We start from the raw sequence: 24,416 nt of genomic DNA on the forward strand, positions 1-24,416 counted from the left end.
GGGCCGGCGCGGCGCCAGTGCCCCTGACACCACCCAATTAAAATTGTGGGAGCGGGCTTGCTCGCGAAGAGGCCACATCAGCCACTGCATAGGCTGACTGACACCCCGCCTTCGCGAGCAGGCTCGCTCCCACATGGGGCCGGTGCTGTGCCAGTGCCCCTGGCACCACCCAATTAAAATTGTGGGAGCGGGCTTGCTCGCGAAGAGGCCACATCAGGCACTGCATATGCTGACTGACACACCGCTTTCGCGAGCAGGCGCGCTCCCACATGGGGAGGTGTCTTTGGCTGGAGACGAACAACGGCTCGGTCTATTTGACCAGGCGTTTTTCCTTGGACGGTCGATAGCCGAAAAACGCGCTGTAGCATTTGCTGAAATGGCTCGGCGACACAAAACCACACGCCACCAGCACTTCCATCTGCGACAGCTCGGTGTGCTGCAACAGCCGGCGAGCTTCGGTGATGCGCAGCTCCAGGTAATAGCGCTGCGGCGTGGTGCCCAGTTGCTCCTTGAACAAACGCTCCAACTGCCGTCGCGAGCGGCCGGCATACACCGCCAGTTGCTCAAGCTCCAGCGGCTCTTCGAGGTTGGCGTCCATCAGTTTAACCACCTCGCGCAGCGGTGCGCTGACGCAGAGGTTTTCATCCGGCTTGATCCGCCGATACCGCGACTCCTCGAATGCCAGAATGTCCTCGATCCCTTCAACCAATGCCTTGCCGTGCAGGCCCTTGATCCAGTCCAGCGCCATGTGGAAAGCCCCCGACGGGCTGGACGCCGTGAGCCGGTCGCGATCGATCACATAAGGTTCGCTGCTGACCTGAGTCGACTTGGCAATTTCCGTGAGCGCAGGCCGGTGTTCCGGGTGAATCGCGCAACGATAACCATCGAGCAACCCGGCCCGCCCGAGAAACCACGCACCGTTCCACAAACCGGCCAGGCTGACACCGCGTTCCGCCGCCGCGCGCAACAGGCTGATCAACTCCTCACTGGCTTTCAGTTCCGTGCGATAACCGCCGCACACCACCAACAGATCCAGCTCGGCAAGGCTGGCCGGGTCAATGCGTGCATCGGGGCGAATCACCAGGCCCAGATCACTGATCACCTCGCCTTCACCCAGACCGAACGTGCGCGAAGCGAACAGCCCGGCACGCAACAGGTTGGCGGTAATGATCGTATCCAGGGCCTGGGTGAAGGCCGGCAGCGAAAAGTGTTCCAGCAGCAGGAAACCGGTGCGGGTGAGGCGGAAGTCAGCAGATTGTTCATTCAGATAGCGGAGATTTTTGCCCTTCATGCCTCCGCTGAATTGACGTCGTTCGATCAAGGTCTGGCCCATCGGTCATGTTGTTATCCGCCGATAGTTGGCTCGATGGGCCAAAGAGTCAATCACGCTTGCGGCTGATGACTGGTCACACAGTGAATCCCGCCGCCGCCGGCAGCAATCGCATCGATGTTCAGCAGCTCGACTTTGCGCTCCGGGTATAGCTTCGACAGCAGCTCGTAAGCCTTCTGATCGGCCGCCTTGTCACCGAATTCCGGGGCGATAATCGCACCGTTAATCACGAAGTAGTTGATGTAACCGGCGGCGAAATCCGGGTTGTTCTTGCTGAATTTGCTCTTGCGTGGATTGAGCGGCGGCGAAACGGTGTGGATCTGTAGCGGCCGGCCGTCAGCGTCGGTGGCCTTCTTGAGAATCTCCAGGTGCGCCAGCGTGACCTGGTGATCGTAGGATTGCGGGTCGGTATCGAGGTTGGCGATGACCACACCGGGCTTGATGAACCGCGCGTAGAAATCGACGTGGGCGTCGGTGATGTCCTTGCCCTTGATCCCCGGCAGCCAGATGATTTTGCGCAAGCCCAGCCGCGCCTTCAGTTCAGCCTCGACGTCAGCCTTGCTCCAGCCCGGATTGCGGTTGCTGTTGATCCAGCTGCTTTCGGTCATGATCCCGGTGCCGTGACCGTCGACTTCGATGCCGCCGCCCTCGCCCACCAGCTCGCTGCGCAGGTAAGTCGCTTGTGCGTCGTGGGCCACTGTCGCGGCGATTTTCGCATCCTTGCTGTGCTGCTGTTTGTTGCCCCAACCATTGAAGTTGAAGTCCACCGCACCGAGACCTCCCTTGTCGTCGATGACGAAGTTGGCGCCGATGTCACGCATCCAGATGTCGTCGAGCGCCGCAGTCACGTAAGTGACATTGCTCGTGCCGCAATACTCTTCGGCCAGGCTGCGCTCGCCTTTGCGACAGAACACGGTCACCGGCTCATACCGGGCAATGGCGCGGGCGATGCGGCCCAGCGCGGCCTGCACGTCAGCGGTGAAGTCTTCCCAGATCGCGTCCTGCGCACCGAACGCGATGAACGCGCGTTCGTGCTGGTCGCCCTCGTCCGGCATGAACCAATCCGGCGCGCTGGCTGCCAGCAGTTTGCCCGGCGACAGGCCAAGGCCCATGAACGCGGCGCTGACACCGGCGGCGACCGATACTTGTTTGATGAACTCACGACGAGTCGACATGTTGGCTTTCCTGAAAAATGGCCGGCGACCAGGCGCCGGCGGTTGCGTCACGGGGTGGCGGTTTTGAACTTTGTCCAGGTACGCATGCGGGCGCGCATGTCGGCCTGGGGAATGTCCTTGCCCGGGATCAATCGAGCATAGGTCGCGTCGTCGAGGTAGATGTCCGGGTTGTCGCGCATGGCGGCATCGACACTGGCTCGCGCCTTGGCGTTGGAGGTCGGGTAGCCGGTGAAGTTACTGATCGCGGCCATGTTCTGCGGGCGCATCACGAAGTTGATGAATGCATAGGCGTACTCCGGGTGTTTGGCATCGACCGGAATCGCCATGGTGTCCATCCACACCGTAGTACCCTCGCGGGGAATGCGGTACTGGAATTTCGTGGTCTTGCCAGCGCTGTCCGAGGTGCGTTGAGCCTGGGTCATGTCGCCGCTGTAACCCAGCGACAGGCACAGGTTGCCGTTGACCAGATCGGTCACCGGCTGCGACTGGAACTTGCGAATGTATGGGCGCAGTTTCATCAGCAAGTCACTGGCCGCCGCCAGATCTGCCGGTTTGGCGCTGCGCGGGTCGCGTCCCAGATAATTGAGCACCACTGCCAGCACCTCATCCGGCGAGTCGATCATCGAGATCCCGCAATCGGCAAATTTCGCCGCCAGTTCCGGTTTGAACAGCAGATCCAGGCTGTTGACCGGCGCATCGGCCATGCGCTGCTGGATCTGCGCGGCGTTATACGTCAGGCCGATGGTGCCCCAAGTGTAGGGCACGGTGGCCTGGCTGGAATGTTCGTAATGGCTGCGCAATTTCTGCAGGCCGGGTTCGATGTCGGCCAGTGCCGCGAGCTTCGATTGATCCAGCGGCAGCAGGCTGCCGGCACGCATCAGGCGCTCGGCCACGGTGTCACCGGGGAAGATCAGGTCGTAGCCGCTGCCACCGGAGAGCATCTTGGCTTCGAGGGTTTCGCTGCCGTCCATGACGTCGTAGATCACCTTGATCCCGGTTTCGGCGGTGAACCGGCTCAGGGTGTCTTCGGCAAAGTAATCGGCCCAGTTGTACAGCCGCAGGGTTTTGTCCTCGGCATGCAGCGACGGGATCACGCAAGTCAGCGCCAGACCCAGCGCGCCGAGCAGTCGTTTGTGGTGCGTAGCCATGTTCAAACCCCTTGAGTATTCCAGCGTGCATGCAGGTGGCGACCGTCATGACTGAGCAGTGCGCCATACATGTCCGGCCGGCGATCACGGTAGATGCCCCAGCTCAGGCGCTCCTCGCGCATGGCGTCGAGATCGAGGCTGCGCACCAGCACGCCGGTGCTGTCGCGGTCGGCCTCGGCGAGCAACTTGCCCTTGTGGTCACTGATGAACGACGAGCCGTAGAAGCGCATGTGCAGCGCCGGATCGGTGGTCGCGACCTCGCCCCCGACACGGTTGGAAGCCACCACCGGCAACAGATTGGCGGCCGCATGACCACGCATGGTCATCTGCCAGTGGTCGCGAGAATCCAGCGCCGCACAGCCAGGCTCAGAGCCGATGGCGGTGGGAAACAGCAGCACTTCAGCGCCCATCAACGCCAGACAACGCGCCGTTTCGGGGAACCATTGATCCCAGCAGATGCCCACGCCGAGGCGGCCGAACGCGGTGTCCCAGACTTTGAAGCCGCTGTCGCCGGGGCTGAAATATTCCTTCTCCTGATAACCAATGGCGTTGGGGATGTGGGTCTTGCGATACACCCCCGACAGGCGCCCGTCGGCATCGGCGACAGTCAGCGAATTGAAATACGCATTGCCGGCCTTCTCGAGCCAGCTCAACGGCAGCACCACGCCCAGCTCTTTCGCCAGTGCGGCGAAGCGCTGGAGCATGCGGCTGTCGCGAAACTCCTCGGCCAGCGCCAAGTGTTTGTGGCTTTGCTCGATGCAGAAGTACGGCGTGGCGAACAGCTCCTGCAACAGGATTACCTGCGCGCCCTTCGCGGCCGCCTCGCGAACCAGTTGCTCGGCCTGATCGAGGTTGTGCTGCAGGTCCCAGGTGCACGGCATCTGGGTAGTGGCGATGGTCAGATGGCTCATCGATCAACCCTCCAGCGGCCAGGCAGGTTGCTGCTGGGTGATGCAATGCACGCCCCCGCCGCCATGGGCCAGGTGATTGATGCGCACCGGTACCACTTCACGTCCGGGGAACGCCTGTTCGAGTACTTTGGCAGCGACCTGGTCAGCCTCGATGCCGTAGGCCGGCATGATGATCGCGCCGTTGGCGATGTAGAAATTGGTGTACGAGGCACAGAACACTTCGGCTTCAGCGTCCACCGCTTCGCTGGCTTCGTAGAGTTCGATCAGCTCGAATTTACGGCCTTGTGCATCGGTCGCCAGCTCCAGTGCGCGGCGATTCTCGCGCGCCACTTCGGCGTACACCGAGTTCTGGTCGTGGGTCGCATCCACCAACAACACGCCGGGCCGGGCGAACGCACACACGCCATCGACGTGGCCGTCAGTCATGTCGCCTGTGACGTAATCCGGATCGCCCGGCAACCAGATGGTTTTCTTCACCCCCAGCAAGCGGCTGAAAATCTCTTCCATCTCGGCCTTGCCGATGCCCGGGTTGCGATTGGGGTTGAGCAGCACCGACTCGGTGGTGATCAGCGTGCCCTCGCCGTCAACGTGAATCGCCCCACCCTCGTTACTCAGCGGCGTGCCGAAGCATTCCAGGCCAAGATGATTGAGTGCGCGGCGTGCCAGGCTTTCGTCCAGATCGTGCGCCGACTTGCCGCCCCACGCATTGAAGCGCCAGCTCACACCCGCCAGCCCTTGCTGCGGATGGCAAATGAAGCTCGGGCCAGAGTCGCGGCACCAACTGTCGTTGACCGCCAGCGGAATCAATTCGATGTTCGGCCCGCACAGTGCCTTGGCACTGGCGATGGCTGACGGATCGACCACCAGTTTCACCGGCTCGAAACGGGCGATGGCATTGGCCACCCGGGCGAAGTCTTCCTGCACCTGCGCCAGGGTCACGCGCCAACCCGACTCCCACAAGGCCTGGTTATGCGGCCAGACCATCCATGTGGCGGCGTGGGTGACCCATTCCGCCGGCATCATCCAGGCGCTGTTTTTATTGTCATTGTGCTGCATGATAAGCCTCGTTAGTTAAGCCAATGTGTTCACGACGAACATGCTACGGACGCATAAACAGGCAAACAAACGATGGATTTAGCGGATAACTGATTAGAGGAACTTATCGATATGCTCAAACACTGGCCGCCACTCAGCTCCCTGCGCGGCTTTGAAGCCGCTGCCCGCCTTGGCAGTTTTCACAAGGCCGCAGAAGAGTTGAGCCTCACTCAATCGGCGATCAGCCAGCAGATCCGCAGCCTCGAGGCGTACCTCGAACAGCCGCTGTTCTTTCGCAGCGGGCGCAGCGTAGCGCTGACCGACGCCGGCCACGATCTGCTCAGCACCACGCAGGCGATGCTCCAGCAATTGGCGGTTGGCATCCGGCGCCTCGGGCAATATCAGAAGCCCAATCAACTGGTGCTCAACACCACACCGGCATTCGCCCGACACTGGTTGTTGCCGCGTCTGGCGGATTTTCGCGCTCGGCATCCAGAGGTGGATCTGTGGATCTACAGCACCGATGAAGTACCGGACATGGCCACACAAACCATCGATATTGCCGTGCGCGACGACATCAGTTCCCAGGCCGAATGCAGTTTCAAGGTGCTGCACGCCGACCGCCTCTACCCGGCCTGTCATCCGAATGTATTGGCGCAACCCGCTGCGCAGCGCACCACGTTGCACGGCGAACGGGAAATGGACTGGAGCCATTGGGCGGTCGAGGCCGGGATCGACGTCGGGCAGCAGGATCAGGGGCTCAATTTCTCCGATCCGGGCCTGCTGCTGGATGCTGCGTGTTCCGGCCTGGGGATTGCGCTGGTCAGTCAGTTGCTCAGCCGTCAGGTGCAGGCCAGCGGGCTGTTGCAGCCGCTGGTTGAGCAAACCATTCGCGGCCCGAACTGGGCGCTGCTGACCCACCGCGACAGCGAGAACGACCCGATGGCGCGATGCTTCAGCGAGTGGTTGATCACTCAGCTGGGCGAGCAATGACCGGCGCATGTTGCGCCATCAGTTCGATGATCCAGTCGATGAATACCCGCAGCTTCAGGCTGACATGCCGGTTTGGCGGGTACGCCACGTAGAGTGGCATCGGTTTCAGTTGCCAGTCCTCGAACAGCGGCACCAGCTCACCCCGCGCGGCGTGCGGATCTGCCATGTACCTGGGCAACCACAGCACGCCCATGCCGGCCAGGCCTGCAGCGAGGTAGGCATTGCCGTCGTCGACCGCCAACACGTGGCGCCCCTTGATCTGCAAATGCTCGCTGCCATTGTGCAAGGCATAAGGCACCGGTTTGCCGGTGCGCGCCCAGAGAAAACCGACCACTCGATGATGGGAATCCTCCAGTTCCCGCGGATGCATCGGCGTGCCGGCAAGGGCCAGATAACTCGGCGCAGCGAATACCCCCAATTGAAGATCGGCCACCCGCCGGGCCATCAGCGACTGATCCAGCAACTCGCCGCCGCGCACCACGCAATCGACGTTCTCATCGATGATATCGACGATGCGGTCACTGACGCCCATGTCGATCTGAATGTCCGGGTAACGCTGGTGAAAATCGGGCAACGCCGGAATCAGAATCAGGCGTGCCAGCGGACTCGGCACATCCACCCGCAAGCGCCCCCTGGGCAACGCAGTGGCGCCAGACAGACCCGTTTCGGCGTCATCCAGATCTGCCAGCAAACTGATCACCCGCTCGTAATAAATCGCGCCATCGGCGGTGACGTTTACCTTGCGTGTGGTGCGGTTGAGCAACTTTACCCGCAACCGTGCTTCCAACTGCTGGATGAGCTGGGTCACGGTGGTCTTGCTCATGTGCAGAGTCTCGGCAGCTTTGGTGAAACTGCCTGCCTCGACCACCCGGGCGAACGCCTGCATTGCATCGAAACGGTCCACTTCGCTCCCTCTGATTGTTTGGAATCTGCAAACAGTGAACAACAAGATTGCGCGTTTATCGGCGCTGCGCAAGCCCCTAAAGTCGCCCCATCGTCAACGTTCAAACAACGATGGAGCCCACCCATGACCCAACGTGATGCAGTTTTCCCGCCGGCCCGCCATGCTCTCTACGAGCGCCACCGCTACTCGCCGGCGATTCGTTCCAATGGCTTTCTGTTTGTCTCGGGGCAAGTCGGCAGCCGTGAAGATGGCTCGCCCGAACCGGACCTGCAGCATCAGGTGCGCCTGGCCTTCAACAACCTGAATGCGATCCTCAATGCTGCCGGGTGCAGCTTCGATGATGCGGTGGACGTGACCGTGTTCATGGTCGATCCGCAATCGACGTTCGAAACCATCTGGGAGGTGGTGCCGGAGTTCTGGGGTAAGGCGCCCTATCCGACGATTACGGCGGTGGGCGTGACCTGGCTGGCAGGCTTTCGTTTCGAGATCAAGGTGATCGCCAGACTGCCGGAAAATCATGGATCGTAACCTGGAGTAAAACATCGCCAGACAGCGCGGCTGGCCTTTAACTGCCCGGCTGCGTATAACCTCGCCGTTTCGTCTAACCTGATTGAGCGCCCGGCCGCGACACCGCGTCCCGCGGCGCTTAGAATGCGACGCTCATGAAACGGAGATTTCCATGCTCAAACGCACCCTCGCACTGACCGCTGGCCTGGCCCTGACTTTTTCCACTCTGGTGGCGCATGCCGCCGATGTGCTGCGGGTCAGCGCGATTCCCGATGAAGCCCCGACCGAATTGCTGCGCAAGTTCGAGCCGCTGGGGGCTTATCTGGAGCAGCAGTTGGGCATGAAAGTGCAGTTCGTCCCCGTGGCCGACTACCCGGCAGTGGTCGAAGCCCTGGCAACCGATCGTCTCGACATGGCCTGGCTGGGCGGTTTCACCTTTGTTCAGGCGCGCCTGAAGACGGACGCCACCACTCCGGTGATCCCACTGGTGCAGCGCGAGCAGGATGCGCAGTTCACCAGCAAGTTCATCACCGCCGACCCGAACGTGAAGAGCCTCGCCGACCTCAAGGGCAAAACCTTTGCCTTCGGCTCGGTGTCGTCCACCTCCGGCAGTCTGATGCCGCGTTACTTCATGCTGAAGAACGACAACATCAAACCTGAAGCCTATTTCAGTCGCGTCGCCTACTCCGGCGCCCACGACGCCACGGTTGCCTGGGTCCAGGCCGGCAAGGTCGACGCCGGTGTATTGAACGCCAGCGTCTGGCAGAAACTGGTGGACGCCGGCAAGGTCGATACCAGCAAGGTTCATGTGTTCGCCACCACCCCGGCCTACTTCGATTACAACTGGACTGTGCGCGGCACGCTCGATCCGGCACTGGCGGCGAAGATCAAAAAAGCCTTCCTCGACCTCGACCCGGCCAATCCGGAGCAGAAGAAGATTCTTGATCTGCAGGCAGCCAGCCGTTTCATCGACACCAAGCCCGAGAACTACAAGGGCATCGAGGAAGCTGCTCGCGCCGCCGATCTGTTGAAATGACCCTGAGCCTCAAACAAGGCCGCCTGCACCACGCCAATGGGGTCGACGCGCTACGCGGCGTCGATCTGCAATTGGGTGCCGGTGAACAGGTGGCGATCATCGGCCCGTCCGGAGCCGGCAAATCGAGTCTGTTGAACCTGCTGGCCACGGCTTTGCGTCCCAGCAGCGGCGAAATCGAGATCCTGGGCGAACGTCCCTGGCACCTTTCCACTCACCAACGCCAACGCTTGCGTGCGCGCATCGGTCTGGTCCATCAGGCACCACCGCTGCCGCCGCGCCAACGCGTGGTGACGGCCGTGCTGGCCGGCAAGCTCGGGCAATGGAGCCTGGGCAAGAGCCTGTTGAATCTGCTGCATCCGCTGGACATTGCCGGTGCCCGTGCGGCACTCGCACGGCTGGATCTGGACGACAAGCTGTTCGCTCACTGCCAGCAATTGTCTGGCGGCCAATTGCAGCGTGTGGGCATTGCCCGGGTGCTGTATCAGGCACCGGACATTCTGCTGGCGGACGAACCCGTCTCCGCGATGGACCCGGTACTGGCCGGGCACACCCTGTCGATCCTCTCGCAACATGCCCGGGCGCATCACGTCACGCTGGTGGCGAGCCTGCACGCGGTGGAACTGGCGCTGGCGCATTTTCCGCGCATCATCGGTTTGCGCGACGGCCAGATCCTGTTCGACAGCCCTGCCGAACAGGTCAGCCGCGACATGCTCGACACGCTCTACGCCAACGAACAATTACAAAGCCCGACGACGCCGAGTGCGCCGCTGATCGTGCAGATTCCGCGATGCTGAAGGTCGATACACGAGACCCGGCGACCGGGCCGCGACTGCTGCTGACCTTGCTGGCGATCGTCTTGTTGTGGCCGGGCATCCAGCTCAGCGAACTGGATTTGGGGGTGCTACTGCACACCGACAGTCAGACCGAAATGGGCCGTTTCATCGCGGGCTTCTGGCCGCCGGCGCACGACGCCGATTTCCTCCAACTTCTGTTCAAAGCCACCCTGCAAACCCTGGCCATCGCCACCGCCGGTATGGCGTTGGCTTTGCTGCTGGCGGTGCCGGCCAGTTTGCTTGCCAGCCGTGCGCTGTCGCTGTCTGCATCCTCACGGAGTGGTGTTCCAAGCCGGGCCGGGCGTTTGCTGCGCTGGCCGGTGCGCGGGCTGCTGATCTTCCTGCGCAGCGTGCCGGAAATCGTCTGGGCGCTGCTGTTCGTGCGCGCCGTGGGCCTCGGCCCGGCGGCGGGTGTGCTGGCGATCGCCATCACCTACAGCGGCATGCTCGGCAAGGTTTATGCGGAAATTTTCGAGTCCACCGACCAGCGTCCAGCGCATGCCTTGATGCAGGCCGGCAGCGGGCGGCTCGCAGGTTTTGCCTACGGGATTCTGCCAAATGTCGCGGCGGAGCTGCTGTCGTACACGGTCTATCGCTGGGAGTGCGCGATTCGGGCGTCGGTGGTGATGGGGTTTGTCGGTGCCGGTGGCCTGGGGCAGCAGATCGACCTGTCGCTGCGCATGTTCGCCAGTGGTGAAGTGGCGAGCATGTTGCTGACCTTCCTGATCCTGGTGCTCGGCGCCGATCAACTCAGCCGACTGCTGCGCTGGAGGCTGACATGAGTCGCCTGATCAATCTGTTGCTGATTGTCGGCATTGGTGTCGCGGTTATCGCCTCATTCGGTTATCTCGAACTCGACCTCGGTGAACTGGCCAGCAGCACCAGCCTCAAGCAGATGGGCGCCTACGCGCAGCGTTTTCTCAGCCCGGACCTGAGTGCCACGCACTTGCAGGCGATCCTCAAAGGGGCAATGGAAACCCTCGCCATGTCGGCCCTCGGCACCCTGCTCGCGGCGGTGTTCGGCATCCTGCTAGCGTTACCCGCTGCCGGGCGTTTCGGCTGGCCGCTGCAAAGCGCCTCGCGCCTGTTGCTCAACGGTCTGCGGGCAATTCCGGAACTGGTGTGGGCGGCGCTGATGGTGCTCGCCGCCGGCCTCGGCCCGAACGCCGGCACCCTGGCGTTGGCCCTGCACACCACCGGCGTACTCGGTCGGTTGTTCGCCGAAGCGCTGGAAAACACCCCACCCGAACCGGCCGAAGCGATCCGCTTGCAGGGCGGCAACCCGGTGCTCGCCTTCTGCTACGGCACCCTGCCCAACCTCGCCCCGCAGTTACTCGCCTATTGCCTGTACCGCTGGGAAAACAACATCCGCATGGCCAGCGTGCTGGGCTTCGTCGGCGCCGGCGGGCTGGGGCAGATGCTGTATGTCAGCCTGAGCCTGTTTCAGGAAGCGCAGGCGAGCACGGTGATTCTGGCGATGCTGATTCTGGTGCTGGGCGTGGATTCGCTGAGTGCCTGGAGCCGGCAGCGTTGGGTCAAGGCCTGACGAGACACCTCACTGCCCCGTCGCCGACCGATACTGGCGCGGGGTAAACCCGGTCGACGCCTTGAACTGCCGGGTAAACGCGCTGTGGTCGGTATAACCGCACTGCAGCGCCACTTCGGTGATCGGCAAGTCGCCGTGCAACAGCCGGTGCGCATGCTCAAGACGTACTTTCTGGATCATCTGCCGCGGTGTCAGGTGGAACACCCGTTTGCAGTAACGCTCCAGTTGCGCCACTGAAATTCCGGCGATGCGCGTCAGTTCACCGAGGCTGACACGGCGATTGAAGTTCGCCCGGATGTACTCGTCCACCGCCGCCAGGCGTTGATACGCCGGGTGGGTTTCGCTGGCGGTTTGCAGGTCTACCGAAATCCCTGCCAGGCCGATGATCCGATGATTGCGGTCGTACAGCGGACGCTTGTGAGTCAGGCACCAGCCGGGTTCGCGACTGCCGTACAGATGCAGTTCCAGCTGATCTTCCAGCACAAATCCCTCTTCCAGCACCCGCCGATCCTGCTCGGTATAGCCCGGGCCCAGTTGCGCCGGAAACACCTCGGCACTGGTCTTGCCGAGCAACGGGCGCAGGTCTTTCAAACCACAGCGCTGCACCAGCGTGCGGTTGGCCATGACGTAGCGCGCCTGCAAATCCTTGATGAAGATCGCCGCGTTGGGAATCACGTCCAGCATCGGTAACAGCAGCGCCATGCCTGCCAACAGATCGTCGAGTGTCTGCGGGCGGCTCGCCTCGTTCTGTTGGCTCAGGATCGCAAACGCATTCTGCATCATGCCCCTCACTCCCCACGTTGCGCATTCACCTGCGCGCAGATTGCCCCAAGGCTGACAGCCTGTCGAGCCGGGGCTTTCGCGTGGACGACTGTGCTGAATTCGTCATCGCTTCCAGCAAAAAACATCAATCGCGCCACGCTTGATGAGTTCACTGTAGCGCCACTGCACGCCCCTCCAACAACCAACAAGAAGGCGACGCTATGACAGGCCAAGGCAAGTTCAAAAAACAACTTTCATTAATAGACCTCACGTTCATCGGACTGGGGGCGATCTTCGGTTCAGGCTGGTTGTTCGCGGCCAGTCACGTGTCCGCCATTGCCGGTCCGGCAGGCATTTTTTCCTGGCTGCTCGGTGGGTTCGCCGTGTTGCTGCTGGGCATTGTCTACTGCGAACTGGGCGCCGCGTTGCCCCGCGCCGGCGGCGTGGTGCGCTACCCGGTTTACTCCCACGGGCCGCTGCTCGGCTACCTGATGGGCTTCATCACCTTGATCGCGTTTTCCAGCCTGGTGGCGATCGAAGTCGTCGCCTCACGGCAATATGCGGCGGCGTGGTTTCCCGAACTGACCAAAGCCGGTTCCAGCGACCCGACCGTGCTCGGCTGGTTTGTGCAATTGGGTCTGTTGTGCCTGTTTTTCCTGCTCAACTACCGCAGCGTGAAAACCTTCGCCATGGCCAACAATCTGGTCAGCGTGTTCAAGTTCATCGTGCCGCTGCTGGTCATTGGCGTGCTGTTCACCTTCTTCAAACCGGCCAATTTCGAGGTGCATGGCTTTGCCCCGTTCGGCCTGTCCGGGATCGAAATGGCGGTGTCGGCCGGCGGTGTGATCTTCGCTTATCTGGGCCTGACGCCGATCATTTCGGTGGCCAGCGAAGTGAAGAATCCGCAACGCACGATTCCGATTGCGCTGATCCTTTCGGTGCTGCTCTCCACCGCTATCTACGTACTGCTGCAAACCGCGTTCCTCGGCGGCATCCCGACCGAAATGCTCGCCAATGGCTGGGCCGGCGTCGCCAAGGAACTGGCCCTGCCGTATCGCGATATCGCCCTGGCGCTGGGCGTCGGCTGGCTGGCGTACCTGGTGGTGGCGGACGCGGTGATTTCCCCCAGCGGCTGCGGCAACATCTACATGAACGCCACCCCACGGGTGATCTACGGTTGGGCGCAGACCGGGACCTTCTTCAAGATCTTCACCCGCATCGACGAGAAGTCCGGCATCCCGCGTCCGGCGCTGTGGCTGACCTTCGGCCTGTCAGTGTTCTGGACCCTGCCGTTCCCGTCGTGGGAAGCGCTGATCAACGTGGTCTCCGCCGCGCTGGTATTGAGCTACGCCGTGGCCCCGGTGACAGTTGCCGCACTGCGCCGCAGTGCACCGGACATGCCGCGTCCGTTCCGGGTCAAGGGCATGAGCGTGCTCGGGCCGCTGTCGTTCATCATTGCCGCGCTGATCGTCTACTGGTCGGGCTGGGGCACCGTGTCGTGGTTGCTCGGCCTGCAAATCCTGATGTTCGTCATCTACCTGCTGTGTGGCCGCATGGTGCCGACCGCGCACCTCAACCTGGGCCAGCAAGTGCGCTCGTCGGCATGGCTGATCGGCTTCTACGCCGTGACCATCGTCCTCTCCAAACTCGGCAGCTTCGGTGGTATCGGCGTGCTCAGCCATCCGTTCGACACGGTGATCGTCGCGGTCTGCGCGCTGGGCATCTATTACTGGGGCGCCGCCACCGGCGTACCGGCGCACCTGATTCGCCTGGAAACCGAGGACGACGAAAGCGAAGCCGCTGAATCCTCCGCCAGCACCGCCACCGGCCAACGCCCGGCTCACGCCTGACTTTCACGCAAGGGACGAGTTCATGAAACGAATACACATCATCGATTCCCACACCGGCGGTGAACCCACGCGCCTGGTGATGCAAGGCTTCCCCGACGTGCACGGCAACAGCATGGCCGAGAAGCGCGACAGCCTGCGCACCCAGCATGACCAATGGCGCCGTGCCTGCCTGCTGGAGCCGCGTGGCAACGACGTGCTGGTCGGCGCGCTGTACTGCGAGCCGGTCTCGCCGGATGCGACCTGCGGGGTGATCTTCTTCAACAATGCCGGTTACCTCGGCATGTGCGGCCACGGCACCATCGGCCTGATCAACTCGCTGCATCACCTGGGGCGCATCGAACCGGGCGTGCACCAGATCGACACCCCGGTCGGCCCGGTCAGCGCGACTTTGCACGAGGACGGCGCGGTGACCCTGCGCAATGTGCCCGCCTACCGCTACCGCAAACAGGTGCCGGTGGAAGTGCCGGGTTACGGTCGCGTGTTCGGCGACATCGCCTGGGGCGGCAATTGGTTTTTCCTCGTCTCGGAGCACGGCCACGACCTGCAGATGAGCAACGTCCAAGCCCTGACCGATTACACCTGGGCGATGCTCAAGGCCCTGGAAGCCCAAGGCATCCACGGTGAGGACGGCGCGCTGATCGATCACGTCGAACTGTTTGCCGATGACGACCAGGCTGACAGCCGCAACTTCGTCATGTGCCCGGGCAAGGCCTACGACCGCTCGCCGTGCGGCACCGGCACCAGCGCCAAACTCGCCTGCCTGGCCGCCGACGGCAAACTCGCCGCAGGCCAGGTCTGGACCCAGGCGAGCATCACCGGTAGCCAGTTCGAAGGCCGCTTCGAATGGGAGGGCGAGCGCGTGCGCCCGTTCATCACCGGACGCGCCTACATGACCGCCGACGCCACCCTGTTGATCGACGAACAAGACCCTTTCGCCTGGGGCATCTGACCTGCCCCGCTTTTTTTACCGATCTGAATGAATGTCCCGAGGAGCTACAACAATGAGCGATAACATCTTCACTGGCTGCATTCCGGCCCTGATGACTCCGTGCACCGCCGCGCGCAAACCTGACTTCGACGCCCTGGTCGCCAAGGGCCGCGAGTTGATCGATATCGGCATGAGCGCGGTGGTTTACTGCGGTTCGATGGGCGACTGGCCGCTGCTGACCGAGGCCGAGCGTCAGGAAGGCGTGGCGCGTCTGGTGGCTGCCGGCGTACCGACCATCGTCGGCACCGGCGCGGTCAACAGCCGTGAAGCGATATCTCACGCCGCCCACGCCGCGAAAGTCGGCGCCCATGGCCTGATGGTGATTCCACGAGTGCTGTCCCGTGGCGCCTCCGCGACCGCGCAAAAAGCCCATTTCGCCGCCATTCTCCAAGCCGCACCGAACCTGCCGGCGGTGATCTACAACAGCCCCTACTACGGCTTCGCCACCCGCGCCGACCTGTTCTTCGAACTGCGCCGCGAATACCCGAACCTGATCGGCTTCAAGGAGTTCGGTGGCGGCGCCGACTTGCGCTACGCCGCCGAGAACATCACCTCGCAGGACGATGCCGTGACCCTGATGGTCGGCGTCGACACCCAGGTGGTGCACGGTTTCGTCAACTGCAACGCCACCGGCGCCATCACCGGCATCGGCAACGCCCTGCCCCGCGAAGTCCTGCAACTGGTGGCGCTGAGCAAGCAAGCGGCCAAGGGTGACGCCAAGGCGCGGCGCCTGGCCCGCGAACTGGAAGCGGCGCTGGCGGTGCTGTCGTCGTTCGATGAAGGCTGCGACCTGGTGCTGTATTACAAGCACCTGATGGTGCTCAACGGCGATCGCGAATACGCCCTGCACTTCAACGAAACCGACGCCCTGAGCGACGCCCAGCGCCGCTACGCCGAGACCCAGTACGCGCTGTTCCGCCAGTGGTACAAAAACTGGTCCGCCGAACAGAACCTCGCCTGACCGCTGTCTCTGCCCCGGCGTTTCGCCGGGGCTTCCCCCCCCCCCAGATATCAGGAAGCGCCATGACTCTGACAGGCCACATGCTGATCGGCGGCCAAGCCATTGCCGGCAGCCGTGAAGCGATCCGCGCGATCAACCCCGCCACCAACGCCGTGCTGGAACCGGCCTACGCCGGCGGCAGCGCTGAGCATGTCGAACAGGCCTGCGCCCTGGCGTGGCAAGCGTTTGACCGTTATCGCGAGACGTCTTTGAACGTTCGCGCCGAATTTCTCGAAAGCATTGCCGATGAGATTGAAGCCCTCGGCGATGCGCTGATTGACCGTGCGGTGGCCGAAAGCGGTCTGCCGCGTGCACGTATTCAAGGCGAGCGCGGGCGCACCTGCGGGCAACTGCGCACCTTCGCCCGCACCGTGCGTGCCGGCGAGTGGCTGGACGTGCGGGTCGATCACTCGCAACCCCAACGCCAGCCGCTGCCCCGTTCTGATTTGCGCCAGCGGCAGATCGCGCTGGGGCCGGTAGCCGTGTTCGGCGCCAGCAACTTTCCCCTGGCGTTCTCAGTGGCGGGCGGCGACACCGCCTCGGCACTGGCCGCCGGTTGCCCGGTGATTGTCAAGGCACACAGCGCGCATCCCGGCACCAGCGAGCTGGTCGGCCAGGCACTGACTCGCGCAGTGAAAAAATCGGGCTTGCCCGAGGGCGTGTTCTCGCTGCTGTTCGGTTCCGGCAACGAAGCAGGCATTGCGCTGGTCAGCGACTGGCGCATCAAGGCCGTGGGCTTCACCGGCTCGCGCAGTGGCGGCATGGCCCTGAGCAAAGCGGCGCAGGCGCGGCCCGAGCCGATTCCGGTGTACGCGGAAATGAGTTCGATCAATCCGGTGCTGTTGTTTCCGGCAGCGCTTGCGGCGCGGGGCGAAGCGCTGGCGCAAGGCTTCGTCGCCTCGCTGACCCAGGGCGCCGGGCAGTTCTGCACCAACCCCGGGCTGGTGATTGCTCACCAAGGGCCGGCACTGGACCGTTTCATCGCAACGGCCGCCGAGCTGGTCCAGCGTAGTCCGGCGCAGACCATGCTCACACCGGGAATTTTCCGCGCCTATACAACCGGCGTCGGCGCGCTGGCCGAACATCCGCAAGCGCAGCGCGTAGCCAGTGGTCTCGCCGCTGAAGGGCCGAACCAGTGCCAGGCACAATTGTTCGTCACACAGGCTCAGGACTTCCTCACCGACGCACGTCTGCAAGGGGAAATTTTCGGCGCAGCGTCACTGATCGTGCAGTGCACCAACGACGATGAAATCCATCAGGTTTGCGAGCACCTGGAAGGCCAGTTGACCGCCACCCTGCAACTGAATGACGCCGATCTGGACCGCGCCGGGGCCTTGTTGCCGACGCTGGAGCGCAAGGCCGGACGCCTGCTGATCAACGGCTGGCCGACCGGCGTCGAAGTGTGCGATGCGATGGTTCACGGCGGGCCGTTCCCGGCCACGTCGGACTCGCGCAGCACCTCGGTGGGCACCGCGGCGATCCTGCGGTTCCTGCGCCCGGTGTGCTATCAGGACTTCCCCGACAGCCTGCTGCCGTCAGCGTTGCAAAAAGCCAATCCGCTGCACTTGCGGCGTTTGCTCGACGGTCAGAGGGAAGCCTGAAACATGTCCGATAACTTCACAGCGGACAACGCCGACATCGCGGTGATCGGCGCCGGTATCATCGGTGTCGCCTGCGCCCTGCAACTGGCGCGTCAGGGCCGGCGGGTGGTGGTCATCGACCGTCAGCCGCCAGGCCACGGCGCCTCGTTCGGCAATGCGGGACATCTGGCCACCGAGCAGGTGTTTCCGATTGCCGACGCGTCGATCCTCAAGCGTTTACCGGCGATGCTCATGGACCCCATGGGACCGCTGCGCCTCGACTGGAAGTACATGCCGCGCGCCGTGCCGTGGTTCACCCGTTTGTTGCTGAACCTGCGCCCGGCGCCGTTCCAGCGCACGATCGCTGGCCTGCGTGCGCTCAACGAGAGCAGCTTCGCGGCGTGGAATCGCTTGCTGCAGAGCATCGGCCAAACCGATCTGCTCAAGGAGGACGGCTCGCTGCTGGTGTTCGAACGCGCCGAATCGCGACAAGCCATCGAAGCCTTGCAGGCGCGCATGCGTCAGCAACAGGTGCCGGTGGATTTCTGGTCGGCCAATACTGTGCAGAACAGTGCGCCGCAACTCAGCGCGCAGATTCAGGGCGGCTTGTTCTTTCCGCGCACCGGGCACTTTCTCGACCCGTATCGAGTGGTGTGTGAACTGGTGAACGCCGCGAAAACGGCCGGCGTGCAGTTTCTCGAACAAGAGGTGCTGGGCGGCCAGTTGCAGGAACATTGCGTGGCGTTGAACACCACTCAAGGCCGCTTCACCGCGCGCCAGGTGCTGATCGCCTGTGGCGCGCACTCGGCCAGACTCACTGCTGAGTTGACCGGCAAACAGGTGCCGCTGGACACCGAGCGCGGCTATCACCTGATGCTGCCGCATGAGCACGGGCGGCTGCCGTTCGCCGTCACCTCGCTGGAGCGCAAGTTCATCATGACCCCGATGGCGGGCGGCCTGCGGCTGGCCGGTACGGTGGAGTTCGCCGGCCTTGAGCGCCCGCCGTTCATGGAGCGTGCCTGGCAGCTGCACCGTTTGAGCAAGGGCTTGTTCCGCCGCGACTTGAACGCTGAAGACGCGACACCGTGGATGGGCTTTCGCCCGTCGCTGCCGGACTCGCTGCCGATCATCGACAAGGTCTGCGACGGCAAGGTGCTGCTCGCCTTCGGTCATCAGCACCTGGGGCTGACGCAAGCGGCGATTACAGCGGAACTGGTCGCGCAACTGACATCACCGGCAGCAGTCGCAACACATGACCTGCCGCCGCTTGCGGCCTATCGGCTGAATCGTTTCTGAGGTTAACGACATGCAGGCGTCCAGGCTGGAAACCTGAAATGGCTTGCACCTATTTTTTCTTCTTAGACTCAGCTGCCCATGCCTTGAACTTGTCATCCATCGCTTGCGCGAGTGAAACGACGCGAGCGATGGCCGCTGGGTTGTCCTCTCTCAGGTCGTTGGGTAGCCGGTCGTAATCGTAGGGTTCATCTGCACCGAAAATCCCTGCCAAGTGCGCGTTTACCCTGAAGATCAGATGAAGTGTGCGCCAGCAGACGGCTTCCTCAATAATGGAAAGACTGCCGCTCCACTGGGACTGGGGTATATCTTTCCCACCCACCCAGAGACTTGAATAAAATAAAAATTTGATGTCGTCATAATTGGATTGCGCCCTATCGTAATCAGGGTCTGAAAAAAGCACCCGCCACTTGGGAACCTCCGAAAATCTGAAGGAACACAATACGGGTTTGAACAGGCGGTTGCGTATATCTACATCTTCCCGGGTGCCGGGCGGTGTCGTGTAAAACCGCTCAAAAACCTCAATCAAGTACCCCAGATTACCTGACACATTCTCAATGAAACGGGCAATCACAAAGCCTTGTTGCTGCATCTCTCCGTACGCTGGAATGTAAAAAAAATCCCCAGGACAGGCACTCTTGCCTAACATCTTCATCGCTCTTATTCCTGCGTCTGATCGTTTTTACACGTATCGGCTTTCTTGATTTTCTCGTACCAGGCTACGTGGGACTTGGCTCTAAGGTCCTGTCTACGCATGTTGATCGCATTGATTCGGTTGCCCGGCCACCCCGTCAGGGTTTTGTATTTCTCAATGAAATACTGCTCGTACCCTTTTGACTGTGAGTACGTCAAATTTGGCTGCAAAACTCTCAAACTCCCCGTTCCCAAACGGCTTTGTCCTTGGAAAAAACTATTGGCGTGCTGAGCCTCACGTGCCAGTGGAGTTTGCATGGTCAACCCGACATAGAAGGGAATTTTCTGGCTGCCTCTGAAAAGACCATAAACGATATAACCACCGGCTGTCAGCGGCGTCGGAACCCAACCAAGCGGATCGACCCAGAGTATCGGGTTGCGAGCATACTGATAAAGATTCAGCCCTCCGGCATAACCAATCGGGTCTTTGCTGATAAACCGCCCAACCGCTGGGTCATAGTACCGATACCGGTTGTAATGCAGCCCTGTCTCATGATCGTGATACTGGCCCTGAAAACGTATCGGGTTCTCTACGCCCAGTTGCTGCGCCCATTCCGAACGTAGCTCCTGCGCTTGCCCCCAGGCCTTGTATTGCGCGCTCCAGGCCAGATTGCCCTCGGTGTCTGTCAGCTCCTGTGGCGTACCGAGGTGGTCACACTGATACCACAGCAACGCGTCGAAGGCCGATGCTGCGGGTTGTCGGTTCCATAGGAGATCCTCTTCAAGACGGTACTCGTCGTCGTAGTCAGGCTGGACTGGCAAATCGATGGGCGCGTTGCAGATAGCTTGTACCAACGGCACAAAACTGCCCGGTTCATAAAGGTAATGAACGGTGCGGCCCACTGCCCCATCCTGCTGGCCCGGACTGCTTTCCCAGGCAAGATTGTCGCCGTCCCATCCGTACAACGTGAAACCGCAACCATACTCCCGTTGCGCCCGGGCCTGTTCACTGCGGTTCCATTGCGAGCCCGCCTGCGAATGCTGTTTGAAGTGCGCGCTGGATCTTTTGTAAAGACGCCGGCCCAATGCGTCGTAAGTGAAATCAACCATGAGCCGCGGGTCTTCGAAGTGCACCAGCCGATCGAACAGATCCCATTGCAACCGACTGCGCTTGCCGTCCTTGAAACGCTCTATCAGATTGCCGCGCTCATCGTAATCGTAGTGAGTGCCGGCCTGCTCTCGCAGCACGTTGTCGGCGCATTTGTTGCGCATGGGGGTCTGATCCAGTGGGCGGCGGGTCTCGCTCGAGGTGCCATCCAGCAGGTTGCTTGCCGGGTCGAAGGCAAAGATTTCTTCACCTTGCCGGGTCGTGGCCGCCAGCAGACGTTCGACCGGATCGTAGCGATAACCGATGTGACCGCGACGGCTGTCGTTGATGTCAGTGAGCTGACCCGCCGCATCGTATTGATAGCTACGTTTGAGCAGCGTTGACATGCCATCGTTTCCGCCCAGCAGTTGCTCCTGGAGTCGACCGACTGTGTCCCATTGCTGCGTATGAACCAGTTGATTGCCCTGATGCCGGGCGATTTCGCGGTGCAGGTCATCGCGCTCGTAACGGATCAGGTCGTGTTGATCCAGGCGCAACGCCAAAAGATGGCCGCTGCCATACGTCAGCCAACTGACCCGATGACCATCCGGGCGGACGGTCGCTATCCGCTGGTTGAGTTCGTCGTATTCATGCTGCCAGACTGCGACGATCGGTTGTTCAAGGCACAGATAGTGTTGATGTTCGCGCAGCAGGTTGCCGGCCGGATCGAAGAACCATTGCAGCCGACTGTCGGCATTGCTGGCCTGCGTGAGATTGCCATTGCCGTCATAGGCGAACGTTTCACTTTGGGAGCGCCCTGACAGACTGACAACGGTTTCGGTCAGACGTCCCATTGCATCGAAATGCGGTGCACGGCGATGCTCGCCGTTGATTACACATGCCAGCCGGCCGCTTTGCGCATCGTACTGATAACGGGTAATCCGCCCGTCGAATCCGCGCTCCTCGAGCAATCGGCCCATTCCATCGAACTGGAAGCGTGCCGCACTCTGGTTTTCATTTTCCAGAGCTATCAATTGACCGAGTCGGTCCCAGCGATAGTGCAAGGTCTGCTCACAGGCATCCACGCGCTCGGCAATCATTCCCGCTGCGTTATATGACCAGGTCGTGCAACGATCGAGACCATCGGAGTAAGCGAGCAATCGCCCTTCGGCATCATATTCGAAGCGCTCTTCGCTTCTATCCGGATGCTTGACCAGCACCACCTGGCCGCAGCGGTATTGGTACTCCGTGCTCTGCCCGGCCGCATCGGTAAAGTAGACCATTTGCCCGAGGTCGTCATACGCCCAGACGCTCTTCTTGCCTGAACAGTCGACGTACTCCAGCAATTGCCCGGCGTCGTTGTAGGCGAGCGTTTTCTCGCTGCCGTTGGCGGCTTTCATGCCTGTTGGCAGACCCGCCTGGTTATACGCGTACTCGGTCTTGTTCCCCAGTGGGTCGATCGCCTCCACCAGGTTACCGCGATCATCGTAAGCTCGACACCACAACCCGCCTTCGGCCTCAAGGATCTTGATCAACTGGTCCTGATCATCAAACGCGTAGTGCGCCACGCTGTCATCGGCACGGATATGTTCGAGCAGGTTGCCACGCTGATCGTAGCGGTAGCGATCAACGCCGCCATCGGCGTGCACATGACGCAGGACGTTCTTGGCCTCATCGCGAAACAGCCATTCACTGCGCCCGTCGGCGTAACGGATGCGATAGGTGTAGCCAAGGGCGTCGCAGTAGTGCCTGGTCTGATTGCCGAGGGCGTCAGTGACGTGGGTCAGACGAATGCGCGGGTCCCATTCCAGCTGCGTGTCGAAGCTGCCATCGTCCGCCCATTCACGAACCGCTCGGGCATTGGCCCCCGTCCCCTGCCATTGCAGGTTGGTGCCGCGGCCAGTGCGATCGGTGTAACGAGTCACCAGATGGTGCTGGTATTGATACGTCCAGGCTTCACCGCTCTCATCCTGCGCCTGGATCAGGTCGTCCAGTTCATCGTACTGATAGGCGCACAGCTGCCGCTGTGGCACGCCATCGGCGATTTCCCAGAGGCCGGTCACCCGCCCCTGATCATCGATCAGGGTGCCCAGGTGCCGGTGAACCTGGGTCATGTCACCCTGAAAAGTCATCAGGTCCGACAGCACAGAACGCGCACCGTGGCGATGCTCGTAATGCAACATGATCCCGGCGCCGTTGCGCAGAACGATGCTGATCAACTGAAAACTTTCGCCGTGCCAGACGTAGCATTCCTGCCGTTCGAAACCGCGACAGAGCAGCAACTGCGCTTCGCTGCTGCGCACCAGGGTCAGGTTTTCGATGGGGTCGTAATGCGTTGCGCCGACTTTGGGCAGCGGAAAATCGATCTGACGGCCATCGGACTCGTGAAACCCCAGACCATTGCCAACGCGATCAAAGCGCGTGGTGAACGGGGTGATCCAGCGAGCGCCAAGCACCTCCTTGTCATAGGCATCAAGGCTGGAGCAATAGGTTCGGGTCCAGTCGATCGGGAACGGTCCCGGTAACGAGAAATCCGTGTGATCGAATGACTCGCTGCCCACGGCAAAGCTGATGCGCCGACAGGTACTGCACAACACTTTGTTCTTTTCTTCGTTGGGTCGCTTATCGGCGGCGATCTCGTCCTTGCGCACCTCCAGCGCGCCTTCGCCGGCCATGTGTCTGGCCTGGCTGGTTGCCGCCGGTTTGACATTGGCACCCTGCCCCTGGACATTGCGCTGACGCCAAACCTCGACCGCCTGGGCGAGTACCTGCAATAGGCCGCCAATGGAGTGTTGCTGCTCGACATTGCCGAGGCTGGTGATTCGCGTGTGCGACTCGGTTGCCATTGCCCGCATTGCGGCCGCCGTGTCGAGTAGCCGTTGCTTGACCTGAGCAGCAGGCAGCGTTTGTGGCCCGCTGCTGGCCATGCCACGACCAGCCGCTTTGCAGGCACTGGCGACAGCGGCGAAAATGTTGCAGATGGTAGCCTTGGGATCATGCAAGAACTGCTCGACTGTCGCCGCGTCCAGGTGCTGGCCAGGCTTGCCATCGAGCACAGCGTTACCGGCGCTCTCTAGGCCATTGGCGATTTCGTTGGCAATACCTGCACCGAGGGTCGCAGCGGCATCGAGAATCTCCGGGAGTCGGGCCTGAGCCTGCGTCACGAAATCATCCAGAGTGCCGACGATATCGGCATTCAGATGGCCAATCACCGTTTCGATCAGCGAATCGCCGAGCACTTGCTTACCACTCTGGCTCAGTGCCTGGCGCACCAGAAACAGCGTCGGGCGCAAGCTCATGCGGGCGGCGGCCATGGTCGGCGGCTCAGGCAGGACACCGATCAGGTTGATACCCAGGCTGACCCAGTCCAGTGGATCGCGCCTTGCGCTATCGCAGAGTTCGGCGATGTCGTTCAGAGCATCGACCAAAGCCATGATGTTGCCGGCAGCCGTCAATGCAGCGGCTTGCGCCTGGAGGCGATCGAGCGTCACCACATCTGCGCTTTTCGTCCTGAGCCAGGCATCGAAGCGGGCGGCACTGCGGCCAATATCTTCGACCTGAATCAGATTCAGCGGAACGATCGCGACTTGCGGCGGATGCCGATCGGGTGGGGTACTCTCGGTCGATGCGAACATACCATTGTTCCTCGTACGAGGCTGCCCACGGGCTGCCAGTGTGCGAAAAAACAACCAAAAGTCGTGCCAGCCATCATATAGCCATTACTTATCAAGCACTTGAAATCAAACCGCTCGGGACGGCGCTGTTCCACTGCGCCAAACAGGGTCAAAGTGCGCAAGAAGTTGCG

General features: G+C 61.7%; 20 protein-coding genes. 11 read left to right on the plus strand and 9 right to left on the minus strand.

Translation table 11 applies throughout. The features are described from left to right. Window positions 1-310 precede the first annotated feature (310 nt). From U862_RS0128340 to U862_RS0128360, 5 genes are read right to left on the minus strand one after another with little or no spacing between them, the layout of a single operon-like run. Window positions 311-1,333 (minus strand): GlxA family transcriptional regulator, encoded by a 1,023-nt coding sequence (locus tag U862_RS0128340; protein WP_025113485.1) that lies wholly within the window; start codon window positions 1,331-1,333, stop codon window positions 311-313. Window positions 1,334-1,383: 50 nt separating this feature from the next. After that, on the minus strand, window positions 1,384-2,505 hold the full coding sequence (locus U862_RS0128345; protein ID WP_025113486.1) for an agmatine/peptidylarginine deiminase: 1,122 nt from the start codon (window positions 2,503-2,505) through the stop codon (window positions 1,384-1,386). 47 nt (window positions 2,506-2,552) lie between these two features. After that, window positions 2,553-3,653, minus strand: coding sequence for an extracellular solute-binding protein (locus U862_RS0128350; RefSeq protein ID WP_025113487.1), 1,101 nt, complete (start codon window positions 3,651-3,653; stop codon window positions 2,553-2,555). Window positions 3,654-3,655: 2 nt separating this feature from the next. Beyond that, window positions 3,656-4,564, minus strand: a complete 909-nt coding sequence (gene aguB, locus U862_RS0128355) for an N-carbamoylputrescine amidase (RefSeq protein ID WP_025113488.1) — start codon at window positions 4,562-4,564, stop codon at window positions 3,656-3,658. 3 nt (window positions 4,565-4,567) lie between these two features. Continuing rightward, window positions 4,568-5,620, minus strand: coding sequence for an agmatine/peptidylarginine deiminase (locus U862_RS0128360; RefSeq protein WP_025113489.1), 1,053 nt, complete (start codon window positions 5,618-5,620; stop codon window positions 4,568-4,570). Window positions 5,621-5,731: 111 nt separating this feature from the next. On the opposite strand from U862_RS0128360, the gene U862_RS0128365 reads away from it, so the two are divergent. After that, window positions 5,732-6,592 carry a LysR substrate-binding domain-containing protein gene (locus U862_RS0128365; protein WP_025113490.1) on the plus strand — a complete coding sequence of 287 codons (861 nt, stop codon included), beginning with the start codon at window positions 5,732-5,734 and terminating at the stop codon, window positions 6,590-6,592. On the opposite strand, the gene U862_RS0128370 is transcribed toward U862_RS0128365, so the two are convergent. Then, entirely contained in the window at window positions 6,570-7,496 is a 927-nt protein-coding gene (locus tag U862_RS0128370) for a LysR family transcriptional regulator (protein ID WP_025113491.1), read from the minus strand. The genes U862_RS0128365 and U862_RS0128370 overlap by 23 nt on opposite strands. A 123-nt stretch (window positions 7,497-7,619) precedes the next feature. Between U862_RS0128370 and U862_RS0128375 the strand changes: the two genes are divergently transcribed. The 5 genes from U862_RS0128375 to phnE all read left to right on the plus strand — a co-directional run bounded on the left by U862_RS0128375 (window position 7,620) and on the right by phnE (window position 11,418). Beyond that, the gene (locus U862_RS0128375; protein ID WP_025113492.1) at window positions 7,620-8,024 is read left to right on the plus strand and encodes a RidA family protein; all 405 of its coding nucleotides are present in this window, start codon (window positions 7,620-7,622) and stop codon (window positions 8,022-8,024) included. Between the two features lie 151 nt (window positions 8,025-8,175). Continuing rightward, window positions 8,176-9,039 carry a putative selenate ABC transporter substrate-binding protein gene (locus U862_RS0128380; RefSeq protein WP_025113493.1) on the plus strand — a complete coding sequence of 288 codons (864 nt, stop codon included), beginning with the start codon at window positions 8,176-8,178 and terminating at the stop codon, window positions 9,037-9,039. Further along, entirely contained in the window at window positions 9,036-9,833 is a 798-nt protein-coding gene (locus U862_RS0128385) for a phosphonate ABC transporter ATP-binding protein (protein WP_025113494.1), read from the plus strand. The genes U862_RS0128380 and U862_RS0128385 overlap by 4 nt, the downstream gene beginning before the upstream one ends. Then, window positions 9,827-10,654: an ABC transporter permease gene (locus U862_RS0128390; RefSeq protein ID WP_025113495.1), complete on the plus strand. Its 828-nt coding sequence runs from the start codon at window positions 9,827-9,829 to the stop codon at window positions 10,652-10,654. The genes U862_RS0128385 and U862_RS0128390 overlap by 7 nt, the downstream gene beginning before the upstream one ends. Further along, window positions 10,651-11,418 (plus strand): phosphonate ABC transporter, permease protein PhnE, encoded by a 768-nt coding sequence (gene phnE / locus U862_RS0128395; protein ID WP_025113496.1) that lies wholly within the window; start codon window positions 10,651-10,653, stop codon window positions 11,416-11,418. Before U862_RS0128390 ends, phnE begins: the two co-directional genes overlap by 4 nt. A gap of 9 nt (window positions 11,419-11,427) precedes the next feature. Here phnE and U862_RS0128400 read toward each other — a convergent pair whose 3' ends face one another. After that, complete coding sequence (locus tag U862_RS0128400) at window positions 11,428-12,201, minus strand: AraC family transcriptional regulator (RefSeq protein ID WP_025113497.1); 774 nt, start codon at window positions 12,199-12,201, stop codon at window positions 11,428-11,430. A 200-nt stretch (window positions 12,202-12,401) separates the two neighbouring features. Here U862_RS0128400 and U862_RS0128405 point away from each other — a divergent pair, with 200 nt between their 5' ends. The 5 genes from U862_RS0128405 to U862_RS0128425 all read left to right on the plus strand — a co-directional run bounded on the left by U862_RS0128405 (window position 12,402) and on the right by U862_RS0128425 (window position 18,894). Then, window positions 12,402-14,030 (plus strand): APC family permease, encoded by a 1,629-nt coding sequence (locus tag U862_RS0128405; protein ID WP_025113498.1) that lies wholly within the window; start codon window positions 12,402-12,404, stop codon window positions 14,028-14,030. A gap of 22 nt (window positions 14,031-14,052) precedes the next feature. Beyond that, window positions 14,053-14,979, plus strand: coding sequence for a 4-hydroxyproline epimerase (locus U862_RS0128410; RefSeq protein ID WP_025113499.1), 927 nt, complete (start codon window positions 14,053-14,055; stop codon window positions 14,977-14,979). A gap of 52 nt (window positions 14,980-15,031) precedes the next feature. Beyond that, window positions 15,032-15,979 (plus strand): dihydrodipicolinate synthase family protein, encoded by a 948-nt coding sequence (locus U862_RS0128415; RefSeq protein WP_025113500.1) that lies wholly within the window; start codon window positions 15,032-15,034, stop codon window positions 15,977-15,979. Window positions 15,980-16,041: 62 nt separating this feature from the next. Continuing rightward, window positions 16,042-17,619 carry an aldehyde dehydrogenase (NADP(+)) gene (locus U862_RS0128420; RefSeq protein ID WP_025113501.1) on the plus strand — a complete coding sequence of 526 codons (1,578 nt, stop codon included), beginning with the start codon at window positions 16,042-16,044 and terminating at the stop codon, window positions 17,617-17,619. Window positions 17,620-17,622: 3 nt separating this feature from the next. After that, window positions 17,623-18,894 carry an FAD-dependent oxidoreductase gene (locus U862_RS0128425; RefSeq protein ID WP_025113502.1) on the plus strand — a complete coding sequence of 424 codons (1,272 nt, stop codon included), beginning with the start codon at window positions 17,623-17,625 and terminating at the stop codon, window positions 18,892-18,894. A gap of 49 nt (window positions 18,895-18,943) precedes the next feature. Here U862_RS0128425 and U862_RS0128430 read toward each other — a convergent pair whose 3' ends face one another. Next, window positions 18,944-19,546: a hypothetical protein gene (locus U862_RS0128430; RefSeq protein WP_025113503.1), complete on the minus strand. Its 603-nt coding sequence runs from the start codon at window positions 19,544-19,546 to the stop codon at window positions 18,944-18,946. A 5-nt stretch (window positions 19,547-19,551) separates the two neighbouring features. Continuing rightward, window positions 19,552-24,246, minus strand: coding sequence for an RHS repeat-associated core domain-containing protein (locus tag U862_RS0128435; RefSeq protein ID WP_025113504.1), 4,695 nt, complete (start codon window positions 24,244-24,246; stop codon window positions 19,552-19,554). Between the last annotated feature and the right edge of the window lie 170 nt (window positions 24,247-24,416).

Source organism: Pseudomonas sp. H1h, from assembly GCF_000633255.1.
Classification (GTDB): domain Bacteria; phylum Pseudomonadota; class Gammaproteobacteria; order Pseudomonadales; family Pseudomonadaceae; genus Aquipseudomonas.